General features: G+C 61.4%; 11 protein-coding genes and 1 pseudogene. 6 read left to right on the forward strand and 6 right to left on the reverse strand.

All coding sequences use genetic code 11. The features are described 5' to 3' along the window. Nucleotides 1–52: 52 nt before the first annotated feature. Nucleotides 53–5,104 carry a trifunctional serine/threonine-protein kinase/ATP-binding protein/sensor histidine kinase gene (locus tag AC1DXW_RS18805; RefSeq protein WP_477760319.1) on the reverse strand — a complete coding sequence of 1,684 codons (5,052 nt, stop codon included), beginning with the start codon at nucleotides 5,102–5,104 and terminating at the stop codon, nucleotides 53–55. 405 nt (nucleotides 5,105–5,509) lie between these two features. Between AC1DXW_RS18805 and AC1DXW_RS18810 the strand changes: the two genes are divergently transcribed. Together AC1DXW_RS18810 and AC1DXW_RS18815 are read left to right on the forward strand one after the other, a co-directional pair. Continuing rightward, nucleotides 5,510–6,502, forward strand: a complete 993-nt coding sequence (locus tag AC1DXW_RS18810; RefSeq protein WP_477755469.1) for a response regulator — start codon at nucleotides 5,510–5,512, stop codon at nucleotides 6,500–6,502. Between the two features lie 44 nt (nucleotides 6,503–6,546). Next, entirely contained in the window at nucleotides 6,547–6,912 is a 366-nt protein-coding gene (locus tag AC1DXW_RS18815) for a response regulator transcription factor (RefSeq protein WP_477755476.1), read from the forward strand. A gap of 4 nt (nucleotides 6,913–6,916) precedes the next feature. Here the strand turns inward: AC1DXW_RS18815 and AC1DXW_RS18820 are convergent, their stop codons facing one another. After that, nucleotides 6,917–7,849, reverse strand: a complete 933-nt coding sequence (locus AC1DXW_RS18820) for a helix-turn-helix transcriptional regulator (RefSeq protein ID WP_477755470.1) — start codon at nucleotides 7,847–7,849, stop codon at nucleotides 6,917–6,919. A gap of 584 nt (nucleotides 7,850–8,433) precedes the next feature. Here AC1DXW_RS18820 and AC1DXW_RS18825 point away from each other — a divergent pair. The 4 genes from AC1DXW_RS18825 (at nucleotide 8,434) to AC1DXW_RS18840 (ending at nucleotide 12,381) form a co-directional block, all read left to right on the forward strand. After that, on the forward strand, nucleotides 8,434–9,783 hold the full coding sequence (locus AC1DXW_RS18825; RefSeq protein ID WP_477755471.1) for an MFS transporter: 1,350 nt from the start codon (nucleotides 8,434–8,436) through the stop codon (nucleotides 9,781–9,783). Between the two features lie 114 nt (nucleotides 9,784–9,897). Beyond that, nucleotides 9,898–10,590: a fumarylacetoacetate hydrolase family protein gene (locus AC1DXW_RS18830; RefSeq protein ID WP_477755472.1), complete on the forward strand. Its 693-nt coding sequence runs from the start codon at nucleotides 9,898–9,900 to the stop codon at nucleotides 10,588–10,590. A gap of 42 nt (nucleotides 10,591–10,632) precedes the next feature. After that, entirely contained in the window at nucleotides 10,633–11,391 is a 759-nt protein-coding gene (locus AC1DXW_RS18835) for an SDR family oxidoreductase (RefSeq protein WP_477755473.1), read from the forward strand. Nucleotides 11,392–11,424: 33 nt separating this feature from the next. Further along, nucleotides 11,425–12,381 (forward strand): 2-hydroxyacid dehydrogenase, encoded by a 957-nt coding sequence (locus AC1DXW_RS18840; RefSeq protein WP_477755474.1) that lies wholly within the window; start codon nucleotides 11,425–11,427, stop codon nucleotides 12,379–12,381. Between the two features lie 69 nt (nucleotides 12,382–12,450). Here the strand turns inward: AC1DXW_RS18840 and AC1DXW_RS18845 are convergent. From AC1DXW_RS18845 to AC1DXW_RS18860, 4 genes and pseudogenes are all read right to left on the reverse strand, one after another. Beyond that, nucleotides 12,451–12,584 (reverse strand): annotated as a pseudogene (locus AC1DXW_RS18845) (Nramp family divalent metal transporter); the annotation flags it as partial. A 3-nt stretch (nucleotides 12,585–12,587) separates the two neighbouring features. Next, a complete protein-coding gene (metC, locus tag AC1DXW_RS18850) occupies nucleotides 12,588–15,344 on the reverse strand; it encodes a cystathionine beta-lyase (RefSeq protein WP_477760308.1) in 2,757 nt (918 codons plus the stop codon). A 24-nt stretch (nucleotides 15,345–15,368) separates the two neighbouring features. Further along, nucleotides 15,369–15,710: a thioredoxin domain-containing protein gene (locus AC1DXW_RS18855; RefSeq protein WP_477760309.1), complete on the reverse strand. Its 342-nt coding sequence runs from the start codon at nucleotides 15,708–15,710 to the stop codon at nucleotides 15,369–15,371. Next, nucleotides 15,707–16,303, reverse strand: coding sequence for a cysteine dioxygenase family protein (locus tag AC1DXW_RS18860; protein WP_477760310.1), 597 nt, complete (start codon nucleotides 16,301–16,303; stop codon nucleotides 15,707–15,709). Before AC1DXW_RS18860 ends, AC1DXW_RS18855 begins: the two co-directional genes overlap by 4 nt. Nucleotides 16,304–16,317: the final 14 nt, after the last annotated feature.

A 16,317-nucleotide genomic window follows, 5' to 3' on the forward strand; every position in this document is an offset into this window, starting at 1 on the left:
AGGTCGACAAAACGAACGCCTCCCCTTTGGCCGCTCATGCGGCCCTTTTTTATCAAGTGCTGGCCGGTGCCAGTGGCAGGTTGAAGCAAATCCGGGCGCCCTGCTCGCTATCCTGGACCACCAGCGTCCCGCCGTGCGCGCCGATCACCGACCTGCAGATGGCCAGGCCCATTCCCATGCCGCTGCCTTTGGTGGTGTAGAACGCATCGAAGATCTGCTCGCGCTGGTGCGCGTCAATTCCGGGCCCGTTGTCCTGGAAGCAGACCTGGACATGAGCGTCCTTCACCGCTGAGCCGATGATGATGCGTCCATTGGGCAACCCTGCTCCGGCGATGGCCTCCAGCGCATTGGTGATCAGGTTGAACACCACCTGCTGGATCTGTACCGCGTCGACCGACACCGGGCATTGCGCATCGAGCCGGGTTTCCAGGCGCACGTTGCGGTTCGCCAGGTCGGTGGCAGTCAGGCGCACGACCTCACCGATCAAGTGATCGATTTGCATCGGCAACCGTTGCAACGGCGTCTGTTTGGCGAGTGCGCGCAGCGCCTGGACAATGTCGGCGGCGCGGGCGCTGTCCGAGCGAATGTCTTCCAGCCCCTGAATCGCCTCTTCCAGATCGGGCTGATCACGCTTGAGCCAGCGCAGGCTGGCCGAGGCATTGGACACGATGCCCAGCAACGGCTGGCTGATTTCATGGGCAATCGAAGCAGAAAGCTCACCCATGACCTTGAGGTGCGAGCTGCGCGCCAGCTCCGCGCGGGAACTGCGCAAGTCCGCTTCCATCTGCGCGCGTAGCTGGTTGTCCTCGACCAGCTGTTCATACAGCTTGGCGGTTTGCAGTGACACCGCGGCCTGAGAGGCGAGAATTTCCAGCATGGTCAGGCGCTGGGCGCTGAATAGCTTGGGGACCAGGCTGTTTTCCAGATAGACCAGGCCGATCAACGTGCCTTGTTTGAGCAACGGCAGGCATAACACCGACCGCACCTGGCGCTGTTGCAGATCGGCGCTGTAGGCCTCGGGACAATCGGCCCGGGCATCGTCGAGCACCAGGGTCGTGCGCGTGCGCATCGTGGCGTTGAGCACCGAGGCCGGCGCCATCTGTTCGAGCGGTTGCCCGGCGTCCAGAGCGACCCGTACATTGCCGGCTTCGACCGAAGCCGTCGCCGCCAGTTGCAGTTCGGCGCCGCTGACCATCATCAGCACGCCATTGTCGGCACCGGCCTGAATCATCAAGTGATTCATCAGGGTTTCGACCAGTCGTTCGAGCAGAACCTCCTGCGACAGTGCACGCGCCGCTTCGATCCCCACTTCAAGATCGAGGCGGACCTGGGTCACAGGCCGGACCGGCTCGAACGACGGCTCCGCACTCAGAAACGGGTGCAAGGTTTCCAATTGACGCGCCTTGCCTTCGGCGCCCCACAGGTTGTAGCAGTCGCGCGCGACACGCAGGTGGTGGCTGGCACCCGACACCAGCCCGTTGGGTAGGCAGATATCGGCCAGCTGTTCATGGGCCAGCGCCTGCTCATGGATGAAACCGGCCGCCGCCGCCGCGATCTGCGACTGATCGAAACAGCGGATAGCTACCAGTTCCTGACCGCGCAAACGGGCGATGACTCCCTCGATCAGCAGCAATTTGTTGCGGAACGTTGTCGGATTGAGTTCGACCCACGGCAGGAACCGCTGGCGTTGCCGCTCGAGTTTTTCCAGTTTTTCCGCCACCTCGCCCGGCGCTTGCATGCTGCCCAGCGCCAGGCTGTAGAACAGGTGGTAATCGGCGAGATTGATATGCGCCGGAATGGACCAGGCCAGCGCGGCGGCTTCTTCGAAACGTCGCAATGCGTAAGGGATATCGCCGAAATAAAACGCTGACATGCCTGAATACAGCCAGGACCAGAACAGCGTCGGCTGCGACACACGGGTACGGTCGATGGGGCCGAAACGGTCATGTTCGATGCCATCCAGTTCGTCCAACGGCCGATGCAGGCGCCCGTCGCGCAGATCGGTGGCGAATGCCTGTTGCGCCAGCAGGATGCGCTCGATATCGATGTAATGAAATTGCTGCACCCACGCCAACCCATGCTCCAGTTCGTTCAACACCCCTTGCAAGGGTTCGCCCATGAACAGCAGGTCGGAACCGATGTGGTTGCAGGCGTAACAGGACATGCCCAGGTCGCCGCCGGCCTGGCCGCACTCGAATGCGGCGAACGCCTTCTGTCGAGCGTACGCCATCGGTCGGGTCCACGGGCTGACCTGATCGAGCGCCACCAGCGTGCCTGTGCGCCCTGCTTCGTAGCCGTGCTTGTCGGTGAGTTCAAGCGCCACTTCGGCGAAGGCCTGCCCGTCCACATATTCGCCATAGCGCTCGGCAATCATCACGCCAAACCAGGCAAAACCGTAACCGCTGCTTGGCGTGGTGCCATGCAGCAGTGTGAGTTCGACCATTTTCGCCAAATGCAGAAAACGAATGTCGTCGTCGACGAAGAACGAAGAAATCAACGTACTGAGCAACTCCATGGCCGCTTCGACAGACGGGTCTTCGGCCTTGGGCAAATGCACCAGATCGGCGATGCGGCGTGCGCCGACAAGCTCACGAACCTGGGTAAATGCCAGGGTCAAATCGTTCTGTGAGGGCCTGCGCTGAAGGGGAATATCCAGCAAGGCCAGACCGTTCAGCGCCTCGGTGATCGCCCCCTCGTAATCGGAGTGCAGCGTGCGCAAGGTGGCCCGTAACCGATAGGTCTTCGCGCGGTCGAGCACTGTGGTGGCGTGGGTCAGGCAATCGTCGAGGCGGCGCTGGGCGCCTTCCAGATCGGCCAGGAGCATGTCGCACTCGGCAGCCAGCCATTGGGTGGCAAACGTCTGGCTGTAGAGGCTCGACCAACCTGTCTGGTCGAGCAGACTCTCGGCCGTGCGAAGATAGCCCACGGCCTGCTCGACAGCGGCGGTGTCCCGGGCGCGTTCGGCGGCTTCGACCAACAGCTCGACGAACGCGGCGCGGCGATGCGCCTCCAGTTCATCGGCGTCAATGCGCTGGACCTGACTGGCGACTTCGAACACACGCTCATGGATCTGCTCGCCCCAATGATCAAGCATGGTGCCAGCGATACGCGCATGCTCGGCGGCGCGTCCCGCTGGCGCCGCAAGCTGACAGGCCGCCTCAAGCACACGGTCATGGGGAAACACCAGTTGCTCGCGCTCACGCAGCAGAAAACCTGCATCGACCAGGCTTTGCACATCATGGGTGATCTGTTGCGGCTCACACGGCAACAGCCGATGCAGCAGTGATTCATCACAGCGCCCGCCGACGAAGCCGGCCGTGCGCAGCACTTCGCGTTCCATCGGTGACAGGCGTTCGAGTCGCAGTACCATCAAGTCCGCGACGTTGTCGGCGTAGCGATAACCGTCCACCTCCTGTTGATTCCAGACCCAGCGGCGACCCTGCACGTCAAAGCGCACCAGACATTCATCGATCAATGCGCGCAACACCTGGCTGACGAACAGAGGATTGCCGGCCGTCTTGTAATGCACGACTTGCGCGAGCGCCTCAATCTCCTTGGGGTCGGCGTCCAGTTCAGCGGCGATCAGCTCCGCGACCGCGGGCACCGACAATGGCCCCAGCATGACGCTTGCACAGGGCAACGATTGCTCGCGACCCAGCACCTCCAGCACTCCCCCCTCGCGCTCGAGGGCTTGCGACTCGGCCTCGCGATACGCCAGGATCAACACCAGATGCCGGGGCCGCCGGGCGACGAAGGCCTGTAAAAACGACAGCGTCGAATCGTCCGCCCATTGCACGTCATCCACGAACAGCACCAGGGGGCGTCCCGGCTGAGCGAAGACTTCCAATACATCGAGCAGGGTCCGGTTGGCGCGATCGAGCGCATGTCGGGCCGGCATGTTCGGCAGCTCAGGCGTGACCCCGATGACCAGCTCAGCCTCGGGCGCCAGCTCCACCAGAAGCCTGCCCCGCCCCTTAAGCCGTTCGACCAGTTGCTCACCCAGCGTCTGCAACTCCAGAGCCGGCTTGCCCAGCAACTGGGTCATCAGCGACTTGAAGATTTCTGCCAAGGGTGCAAATGGAATTTCCTGCTGCAGCAGATTACTCTTGCCGCTGGCCCAGTAGCCGGGGGCCAGGGGCCGGACACCCTGATGGATCAGCGTCGACTTGCCGGCGCCCGGCGCGCCACCGACCAGCAGAACCCGGGCAATGCCATCGCCGCCCACCTGATGCATCAGCTCGACCAACTGCGTACGTTCGGCCTCTCGACCAAACAGTACATCGCTGCAGGCCAAGGAAGGCAACGCATCGAAAGCGCCCAGGCGGAACGCGTCGATATGCTCATGCTCCAGCCACTGCTGTTGACACCAGGCCAGATCCGCGGCCATTGATTCGGCACTCTGGTAGCGGGTGCCCGGTTCTTTCGCCAGGCCTTTGAGCAGTACTCGGCAGATGCCTTCCGGTAGATCGGTGACATGAATCGCCGGTGATTGCGGCTGGACAGCCGCGTGCACGTGCAGCCATTGGGACGGGTCGCGGGCGGTGAGCGGCAGTCGGCCGGTCAGTGCCTGATAAAGAATTGTGGTCAGCGCATAGATATCACTGCGCGCATCAAAACTGACGGCATCGCGTCGGACCTGCTCGGGGGCCAGATAAGGCCATTGTTCCAGGCCGGGCAGTTCAACCGCGGGCGCCTCCCCGGCATGGCGGTGAAAATTCAGCAGTCTGACCGAGTCGGCAGCATCCACCACCAAGTGGTGGGGTAGCAGACTGGCATGTCGCACACCCATCTTCTGGACGCTCGCCAACGCGTTGGCCGCGGCTACGGCGATGGTCAACAAGCGCGCCAGTGGCAGCCCTGTGTCACTGATCAAATCAGTCAGCGGCACCCCAGACGCGGGATAGATCAACAAAGGCCCCTCGGCCGAGCGGATGAACGCGACAGGGGCAATCGCCAAGGCCGGATCCAGGCGCAGGTGAAAATCGCGCTCCAGCCGCTGGCATATGACAGGCCGCTGAATCGGCGCCCGGGCGGCGAGCCAGCGTGTGCCCGATGCCCGATCCCGGAGCGTGAACCAGGTCAGGTCGTTTTCCCGGCGCAGTATTGTGAAGGTGCAACGCTCCAGCCAGGCTTCATCGTGTACGACATCGAGACTGTGGGAACCGGATGCTGAGAGAGGGTTGCTGGGCATGAACAATCACCGCTGAAGATTCGTTTCGGGCAGAGCCTGGGAGTATACGCAAGGCTCTGGCCCGCGGGCTGCGCTCGAGCAATCCTGTCCGTCATTGGCACCAGAATGGCAGTTGAGGGCCCCCGTCGCCTGTGGTTTTTGCGCACTGAAATCGCCGCGTGTTATCCCTCGGGATAATTGCATTATGCGAGGCCGTCCCCTAGGGTGCGTTCTCAGTTAGTTTTCCCGTGAAAACTAACTGAGAACGCACCCTAGCGTGTAGCCCTGATGAAACGACGTTCCGGCGTCACTCCCCGTCAACGCAGTGCAGAGGAACGTATGATCCGACTCGGCCAAGCCACTATTTCCCTGGAACGGCGTGAAGCCTTTCTTGATGGACGGCCGCTGCGTGTCGGGGGCCGGGCGTTCGAAATCCTCTCGGTGCTGATGCAGGCCGATGGCCGAATCGTCAGCAAAGATGAATTGATCACACAGGTCTGGCCTGACACCGTCGTCGAGGAAAACAATCTGCAGGTGCAGATTTCCTCGCTGCGCAAGTTGCTCGGAGAAAAAGAGCTCATCCAGACGGTCCCGCGCCGAGGTTACCGATTATTGAAAGAACGTGAACCGCCCCTGCCCCTGTTCCATCCTGCGGTCCCGGACCTCTTGGCGTCCGAGGATCCGCAGCGGATCGATCCTGACAGCGTGCCGGTGTTCATCGTGGACGATGAGGCCTCCGTGCGCACAGCGCTGAGCCGACTGCTGCGGGCCGAAGGCATCGTGCACCGGATATTCGCCTCGGCCGAAGAATTGCTCAGCGCTGACCTCGACATCGGCCCCGCTTGCTTGTTGCTGGACGTCAGCCTGCCCGAGGCGACAGGCCTGGAACTGCAATCCACACTCGGGCGGCGCGGACTTCCGTGGCCGGTTATTTTCATGACCGGTTTCGGCACCATCCCGATGTCGGTGCAGGCCATGAAAGCGGGAGCGGTCGAGTTCCTGACCAAGCCTTTCAACGACGGCCAGTTGCTGGACATCCTGCGCACCACCCGTCAGCGTGCAGCGACGGCGTTCGAGCAATGGCAACGCACTCAGAGTGCCCGTCAAAGGGCCGCCCTGTTGACCCCCCGCGAACACGAAGTGCTGCCGCTGATCGTCGCGGGTCTGTCCAACAAGCACATCGCCAACCGATTGGGCACCAGTGAAGTCACAGCCAAAGTCCACCGCAAACACATCATGGAGAAGATGCAGACGCGCTCGCTGGTCAGTCTGGTCAGCCTGTATGGCTTGATCAGCGCCGAGCCGGCGTTTGGCACGCAGGGTTCTTCATGACGATCGACACTGGCTGCACCGCCCCCGGATCATCCGGCAGCGTCATGATCATCGTCTGCATCGTGGACGACGATGCGTCCGTGCGCAAAAGCCTGGCCAACCTGCTTCGGTCGGCCGGATACCGCGCCCGGGTATTCGCCTCGGGCGAGGAATTCCTGGCCCTCGAAAACTTCAATGACATCGCCTGTCTGTTGCTGGATTTGAAAATGAACGGCCTGTCAGGGATAGACGTCATGCACGCACTGACGCTCAAGGACAGAAAACTCCCGGTGATTTGCATGTCGGCACATTGGGATGAAGCGACACTGGCTGAATCCAACCGCTATGAGCCCATCGAATGCTTGCGTAAACCGTTCAGCAGCGATGCCTTGCTGAGCGCCGTCGAGTTAGCGCTTCAATGCGAGCGTTGAACAGTCACGTGTTGGACGGCGATTGCGGCGTATCAGGATTGAGTTGCTGACGCCTGAATTGCCCTGGAGGCTGGCCGTGGATCTGGCGGAAGCGTCGCGAAAAATAAGCCTCGTCAGCGAAACCGCACAACCTCGCCACCTCCCCCACCGGCCGCGTGCCATTGAGCAGATAATTGCGCGCCGCGTGCATCCGGCGTTCGAGCACCAGTTCGGTGAAGGTCTTGCCGATTTCCTTGCGCAACCAGTGCGTCAGGTACGTCGGTGACAGGTAGGTCGCGGCAGCAACCTTGATCAGGTTGAGGTCGGGGTCAGCGATGTTCTTGCGCAAATACTCGGACATTCGGCTCAGTGCGTCGCGTCGGCTGACTTCGGCGGCATTCTCTTCGGCCAGCCGTTTGAGCGGCTCGGCATACAGGGCACAGACGCTCCCCACCAATTGCAGCAGCAGGCCCTTGAGGATCTCGCGGGTGCCGAAGTGACGGTTTTCATCGAGCACGCGCATCTGCTCGATCAAGCCACAGACTTTGCTGAAATCCTCATCGGCCAGAATGAAATCCAGATGCTCCTGAAAGCGGAACGGCGACAACTCCGGCGCCAGCAGAATCGAGACTTCCTCGAGGTCCATCGGGTCGCACTGCAAGTGCGGCAGCAGGAAGGTCTGGGAAAAATTGATCACCATGAAATTGCTGTCGGCCGGATGCGGAATCACGTGCACGCGATGCGGCAGGATGAAGGCGAGTGTATTGCGCGGAAACGGACGTTCGACGCTGCCGATGTGCTGCACGGTATCGCCACCGAGGTTGACCTGGATCTGGAAATACTCATGGCGATGCGGGCTGGTTTCGGCGTGCCGGCCCTTTTTGTCGCGAATGTAGAAGTCCGTCAATTCGCTGCGTTGCTGCATGACGTAGGTGGGTACTCGGCTCGGAGACGACATTTCCTGAGGATCCTCGACAGGTACATGGATAGGTTGTCGTCGCGCCGCGACGCAGGCGGCGACCGCGATGATTGTGAAGGCAGACACCGTTGGCTTCAACACGTCATAGGATGACAACAACATACAGAGAGTTAATTGTATCCATGTGTGATGTGTCGTCTGTCCAAAAAACTACGCGCACACAAAAATAATTAATCATTTAAAAACATATAGTTACTAAACAGATGAGGCAGAACGGTGGAAATGAGCTGATTTGTTTTTTCTTGGACACCTGCATGAATCGCCTTTTTAAGGAGAAAAAACGATCTAACGCCTCCGTTGATTTTGAGAGGTTGTACGACCACTGTGACAACCAATGCAGCCCGACCCGTCCAAAAACAATCAAAAGGTGCGCCCCCATGAATCCGCTTTTTCTCCTCGCGACCCCTCCCCCGAACGCCTCTGACCGAAGGCGTATCTGAGCGCCCGACAGCGGCTGTCCGCGTCTCTCGTTCACGTAGCGATTGCTCTGCCCCGGCACTGGAGGCAACGGCTTCGGCTGCGCGCAAACATCTCGATTCTGCTAACAATAAAAAGGTCTACTCATGTCGAACTCGCAAACCTCCCCGTCCACCGCGCCGTCGGTGAGCGTCGGCGCCCGGGACGCCGCACTGCCTCAGCGCCTGCCAACGCGCCGGCGCTGGTTCATGCTGTCGTTGCTGCTGATTGCGACCATCATCAACTACATCGACCGCGTGAACATCTCGATTGCCGCACCGTTCATGGCCAAGGATCTGGGCCTGGACAAGATCGAAATGGGCCTGATTTTTTCCGCGTTTGCCTGGACCTACGCACTCGCCTTGGTCCCCGCCGGGTTCATCGCCGATCGCTTCGGTTCCCGGTTCACCTACGGGGTGTCGCTGATCAGTTGGTCGACCGTCACCGTGTGCCAGGGCTTTGCCACGGGATTCGCTTCGCTGTTCGGGCTGCGCCTGGCCGTGGGTGCCATGGAAGCTCCGGCATTTCCCGCCAACAGCCGCGCGGTCACGGTGTGGTTCCCGGCCCGCGAACGGGGCATGGCCAGCAGCATCTACGTGTGCGGCCAGTATCTGGGCACCGCGCTGTTTACCGGCGTGCTGTTATGGCTGGCGACGACCTATGACTGGCGCCATGTGTTCTACAGCACCGGGATTCTCGGGATAGTATTCGGTGTGATCTGGCTGTACCTGTACCGCGATCCGCTGAGCTGCAAGAACGTCAGCCAGGAAGAACTGAAGTACATCGAAGCCGGGGGCGGACTGGTCAAGAGCAGTCAGGAACGCACCAGGTTCAACTGGCGGCAGATCGCCGAGCTGTTCAGCTATCGGCAGATCTGGGCGATTTGCATCGGCAAGTTCGCCAGTACCTCGGCGTTGTACTTTTTCCTGACCTGGTTCCCGACGTACCTGATCGAAGAACGCAAGCTGACCATGATCAAGGCCGGGGTCTTCGCGGTGCTGCCGTTCGTGGGCGCAACCGTCGGCATTCTGCTGGCCGGCATCGTCTCCGACTTGCTGATCCGCCGCGGCTATTCGATGTCCTTCGCTCGCAAGTTGCCCTTGGTGGTCGGATCGATGCTGGGCATGTCGATTGTGCTGGTGAATTTCACCGACTCGAACGTGATCTGCATTGCCGTGCTGACCATTGCCTTCTTCGCCCAGGGAATCGCTTCGTCGTCGTGGGCAGCCGTATCGGAAGTCGCGCCCAAGGAGCTGATCGGCCTGACCGGCGGGATCACCAGCCTCGCCGCCAACATCGGCGGGATCGTCACCCCGATCGTGATTGGCGCCATCGTCCACGCGACGGGCTCGTTTGCCTACGCCTTCTGGTTCATTGGCGCCGTGGCGCTGATTGGCACCCTGTCCTATTCGTTGTTGCTCGGTCGCTTGTATCGCATCGAGCTCAAGGCACGCTGAGCCCGGAAAACATGTGCGCAGAAAAGCGTTTTTCTCCAACACGAGGCGGCTTTCGTCCAACTTCGCAAAACGAAGCCGCCGTAGGCTGATGCTTCCAACAGGACCACGACAAAAATGACTATGACCGAATACGTTTTCACTCCGGATTTACCCGTGACCTTGCCAGTTGCCGGCAGCCAGCAGCGTTTCCCCGTTGGCCGGGTATTTTGCGTCGGCCGCAACTACCCTTGGCCAGACACCCAGGGCCAGTCCCGCCAGCCGCCCGTGTTTTTCATGAAGCCGGCGAGCAACGTGGTGGATGCGTTGGGTGAAGTGGCGTTCCCGCCGCTGACCGAAGAGTTTGCCCACGAAATCGAATTGGTCGTCGCCATTGGTGAAGGTGGCGCCAATATTCCGCAGAGTCAGGCGCTGGCCTATGTCTGGGGCTACGCCGTCGGGCTTGACCTGACTCGTCGTGATGTCCAGCGCGCGGCCAAGAGCAATGGCTTGCCGTGGGAAGGTGCCAAGGTGTTCGACGGCGCCGCGCCGATGACCGCCATCGTGCCAGTCACTCGCGCCGGACACCCGGACGGCGATTTGTGGCTGAACGTCAACGGCGAAGAGCGCCAGCGCGACAGCCTCGACAGCCAGATCTGGTCGGTCAGTGAAATCATCAGCCGCATCTCGCAGTCGGTGGCGCTGCGGGCCGGTGACCTGATCATGACCGGCAGCCCGGCAGGCGTCGATGTGCTGCAACCCGGCGACATCATCAACGCCGGGATCGACGGCATCGGCCAACTGGAAATGCGCGTCGGTCAGCGACCTTGAACCCGGGCTACGCCCTCGTGAATTGAAGAAGGAGATAACAACATGAACAGTCCTTTGAAAGTGGCCCTGGTCACCGGCGCCGGTAGCGGAATCGGCCGCGCCGTGGCCCTGGCCCTGATGGCCGACGGCTTCACCCTGGTATTGGCCGGGCGCCGGCCGGAGCCGTTGCAGACATTGGTCGAATTGGCGGTCAGCGAGGGACACGAAGCCTTGGCAGTGCCCACTGATGTGCGCGATCCGGCCAGTGTCGATGCGCTGTTTGCAACCATTGTCGAGGTATACGGACGCCTCGACGTGGTGTTCAACAACGCCGGGGTCAACGCCCCCGCCGTGCCGCTGGATGAGCTGACGTTCGAGCAGTGGCGCAACGTGATCGACACCAACCTCAACGGCGTTTTCCTCTGCGCCCGTGGCGCCTTCGCACTGATGCGCCGACAACAGCCACAGGGCGGACGCATCATCAACAACGGCTCGATCTCGGCCCATACCCCACGCCCGTTCAGCAGCGCCTACACCGCCAGCAAACACGCGGTGTTGGGACTGACCAAATCCCTGGCCCTGGACGGGCGCGAATTCAACATCGCCTGCAGCCAGATCGACATCGGCAACGCCCTCACCGAGATGTCGGTGCGCATGACCAGAGGCGTGCGCCAGGCCAACGGCACCATCGCCGTGGAGCCGATGGTGGACGTCAAGCATGTGGCCGATGCCGTGCGCTACATCGCCGGTCTGCCGCTGGAGGCGAACGTCTTGAACATGACCGTCATGGCCAGCGCCATGCCGTTTGCCGGTCGCGGTTGAACCGGCCTTTTTATTGCGCTACACGAGGTTTACATGAAGCCAGAAGTCTTGCAGCTCAGCCCGATCCTGATCCCTGAAATCAACGCGCGGCTCGATGAGTTGTTTACCGTCAGACGTTACTTCCAGCAGGCCGACAAGTCGGCTTATTTGCAGGCGCACGGCGCGAACATTCGCGGGGTGATCACCGGCGGCCATACCGGTATCAGCCAGGCACTCATGGCGCAACTGCCGAAACTGGAAGTGGTGGCGGTCAATGGCGTGGGCACCGATGCGGTCGATCTGGCTTACGCCAGGGATCGCGGAATTCGCGTGACTGCGACCATCGGTGCGCTGACCGAAGATGTTGCCGACCTGGCCATCGGCTTGTTGATTGCCGTCTGCCGGGGCCTGTGCACCAGCGATCGTTACGTGCGTTCGGGCCAGTGGCCCCATAGCCCGACGCCGTTGGCCCCGCTGCCGTTGGCGCGTCAGGTGTCAGGCATGCGCATCGGCATCGTCGGCATGGGCCGGGTCGGCCGTGCCGTGGCGACCCGGGCCGCAGCGTTCGGCTGCCCGATCAGTTACACCGATTTGCAGCCAATGAGCGATGTGAACCACACCTTCGTTGCCGATCTGAAACAACTCGCGGCCAACAGTGACGCGCTGATTCTCGCCGCCGCTGCCGACAAGGCTGAAGCCATCATCAATGCCGAAGTGCTGCAAGCGTTGGGCACAAGTGGGTATCTGATCAACGTGGCGCGGGGCAAGCTGGTCAACGAGGTCGATCTGGTGGCAGCGCTTGCCGCCGGTGAGATCGCGGGTGCGGCGCTGGATGTGTTTGTCGATGAACCGAACGTGCCCGAGCCACTGTTTGGTAAAGAGAACGTAGTGCTGCAGCCCCATCGCGCGAGTGCGACGCTGCAGACCCGCACGCGGATGGGCGAGATGGTGGTGGCGAGCCTGGTGGACAGTTTCGCCGGGAGAATACCGCAGGGTTCTGTGACTGACTGAAGGGTGGCTACCGAGGGGACCTTGCGTCCCCTCGACGGCTCGATATCAGGTGAACAGATCGACGCCCAACTGGAGGGCATCGGTAATCAGCATCGGGACGCGGTGGTCTTGCCTGAAATACTGGCAAACAGCGTCGCGAATACGCCGATGAAGAATACGTACCAACCGATCGGGCCGAAGAAAATTTCCAGTGCCTTGCCCAGAGTTCATGAAAGGGCTGCAAACCCGCGCTRCAAATCCTCAATCAACGCGTCGACATCCTCCAACCCGATATGCAATCGCAGCACCGGGTTCAACCCTCGATCCTCAGCGCTGTTGCGATCCTGGGTGTCGGCGACGGTGATCAGGCTTTCATAGCCGCCCCAAGAGGCCCCCAGACCAAACAACTGAAGCGCATCGATGAATCGCTCGACGTATCCAGCTTGCGCGCCGCGCAGTTCGAACGAGAGCAAACCGTTGCTGCCATTGAAGTCCCGTCGCCACAAGGCGTGACCGGGATGATCGGGCAAGGCCGGATGAAGTACCCGTTTCACTTGCGGTTGCTCTTGCAGCCAAAGAGCGATTTGCAGGGTTTGCCGCTCGTGCACTTCCAGGCGTGGCGCCAGGGTGCGTGCGCCGCGCAGCACCAGATAGGCATCGTCGGGGCTGACGGTGCTGCCGAAGGTGTCGCTCATGGCCGCCAACGGTTGCCAGACCTCTTGCCGGGTGCAGACACTGCCCATGACCACGTCGCTGTGGCCGCACAGGTATTTGGTCAGCGCCATGATCGAGATGTCCGCGCCCAGGGCCAGCGGCCGGTACAGGTAGCCGGAACCCCAGGTGTTGTCCACGGCCAGCAGAATGCCCCGTGGTTTGCACAGGGCGGCGATCGCCGGCAAGTCACAAAGCTCATAGAGCAGCGACCCCGGCACTTCGGTGTAGACCATTTTGGTGTTGGTTTGCAGCTGCGCTTGCAGGCCACTGCCGTCCGGCGCGAAGTAGCTGACCTGAATGCCGAAAGGTTCGAGAAACTCCCGGGCCAGACGCCGTACCGGCGAATACACCGCGTCGGTGATCAGCACATGATCGCCGGGTCGCAGGTAGGCCAGAAAAGTCTGCGCCACCGCCGCCAGCCCGGTGCCGAACAAGCGGGTGCGATAGCCGCCCTCCAGTTCGGTGACCAGATCTTCCAGAGCGAAGGCCGTCGGGTTGCCCCGGGCGCCATAGCTCAAGACCCGTTCGCAGTCACGACGGGCGCGGGCATCGCGCATCTGTGCAAGATTGTCGAACAACACCGTGCTCAAGCGGGTGACCGGCACGTTGACAGCCCGACCGCCGCTGCCCTGTTCGGTCCGCGCGCAATGGACCAGACGCGTGCGGACCCGCGCATGCCGGCTCGCTTGAGGTTGCGCGTGCAGCGGCTTGAGACTGGCGATTTCGTCTTCATTCATCTGCGCCAGCAAGCCGATTTCCCAGGCCAGGTATTGACGCGCCGCGTCCTTGTTTCCGGAATGGCGATCATGGGTAAAAAACAGAAAATCGATGCATTGCTCATCAGGCGGTGTGTTGGCGTCCTCCTGCACCGCACGACCTGCCGCGCGCCAGGCAGCAAGACCGCCATCCAGCAATCGAGCCTGTGCACGCTGAGCGTCAGGCAATTCCAGCGTCGTGAAAGCGGCCAGCAACGGGTCATCGGCCAGCAACACCAGCGGCCGCTGTTCACCGGCAACCTCGGCCGCCAGCAACGAACGAATCGACCAGCGCGCCTCGGCAATATGACCTTTGCGATAGACCATGCTCGCACGCAAATCAATCAGCGCCACTGCGTCATCCTTCAGCGCATCAGCCAGGGCCTGTGCGGTGATCAACGGCAAAGCCTCGTAAGGCGCAGTCTTCAGCGCGGGCAACGCCAGACCACTGTTCACCCCTCCCGCCAGTACATACGCGTCGTGCCCCAACTGACGCAGCCAACTGGCAACGATTGGCGCACGCACGCCATCGCTGTCGATCAGCACCAACCGTGCCTGACGCACGCCGACGTACAGATCGGTGGATTGAATCAACTGCCCGCCCGGCGTGTGTTGAGCGCCCGGCAGGCTGCCCTCGGCAAACTCCTCGGCGGTCCGCACATCACACAGGAACAGACTGCGCCCGACTTCCCCGGCCCACTGCTCGACCTGAACGGTTTCAACGGTTTCCACCCCGGCCCGTTCCGCCAGTTGCGCGGCCGCCAGACGGCGCGCCGGCAGCGTCCCCGATGACACCTCATCGGCATACCGTCGGGTGCTGCCATGTTCTAGCTGAAAGTCTTCCAGAAACCAGCCCTGAGTTCCGTTTTCCAAAGCGTAGATCGGGTTCTTCAGGCCCAGATTGATCAGCGTCTGGGCGCCGATGATGCTGCGGGTTCGACCGGCGCAGTTGACCACGATCGGTGTGTGCTCGTCCCGCACCAGATCGTGCACTCGATACCCCAGTTCGCCGTTCGGACAGCAGATGGAACCGGGTATGGTCATCTTGCGGTATTCATCGAATGGCCGACCGTCGAGCACCACCAGCGGCTCGCCCCGGGCTAGCCAAACGGCCAGTTGCTGCGCGGTGACATGGGGCGTATGGCTGGCCTGCTCTACCAACTCACCAAAGGCCTTGGACGGTACATGCACGCCGGCAAACAGCTGAAAACCAGCGGCCTGCCAACCCTCGGCGCCGCCGTCGAGAACATGAACGCGGGCATACCCCAAGGCATGAAGACGCTCAGCGGAACGCGACGCGACGCTCCCACCGTCCTGGTCATAAACGACCAGCCGCACCTGTGGATTCGGCGCCAGGCGCCGGGCCTCCAGTTCCAGACGGCTGTAAGGCAAATTCACCCCGAAAAACAGATGCGCTTCGCCATATTGGCCGTGCTCACGCACGTCAAACAGGGCAATTTCCTGCCCGTCGAACAGCCACTGCTGCAGTTGTCCTGGGGTTACGGTCTGGCTCATGGAAGTCCCGTGTGCAAAATAAAATTATTGAAGCGCCAGGGAGCGCTCTTCGGCCGCGACGTCCCGTCCCTTCGTATACGCACGCTGGACGGCCGGGCGTGCCTTGATTCGCTCGCGCCAGGCATGGATGTGCGGATAGATCGCCAAGTCGAGGGCGAACAGGCTCAGCGGCTCGCTTAAGCCCAGTGGCGCAGGGTCGACGATCGCCGCAATCCTCCCGTTGGCGCTGATGCGCTGGAACGCGGCTTGCTTCTGTTCGCCTTCACGGATGTTGATCGCAATGGTGCGGTACGGGAGCGCCAATTCTTCGAGAAGGATGCCGATCTTCAGGCCATTGCCAGTCGGCCAGTAATAAAAATCGATCATGCGTAGGCCTTGATCGACGGTGCCATTTGCGAGGCGTTGTAATTGAGAATGCGCCCGTCAGCCTCGATGCCGTAACGACCGTTGAGGGACTCCAGCGGCAAGCCATATAGATGGAAATGCAGGGTCGGTTGTTCGCCTTCGACCCGAATGCCATGCAGGTCTTCGCCGAGAAACGAGATGGAGGTGCCCGGCTGCACAATCACTTCCTTTTCCAGGTGCAAGCTGGTGAAACCGGGCTCGCGACCCTCGTCATCCCGACGGTAGACGTAGTTGATTTCCTGGCCCTCGACGGCACTGATGATCGCCCAGGTTTCATGGTTGTGAGGGATGGTGTTTTTGCCCGGTAACAGCGAGTTCAGGTACAGCGTCGGGGTATCACCGTCGTCATTGAGACGGTAGCGGAACGCGGTGCTGCCCTGCCCCGGCACGGGGGCCGGGAACTCGTCGAAATTGAACAGATCGCGGCGCTGGGCAAGGGCTTCAAGCAAGGAAACGATTTCTGCCAGCGCGGCACGGTCGACGCCCCGTTGATGGATGACACGGATTTTCTTCAGGAAATCCTCGATGACGGCGGCACGGTTAACGGTACTCATGAACAGGCTCCTCG

The sequence above is a fragment of the Pseudomonas sp. P4_C4 genome (assembly GCF_056402055.1).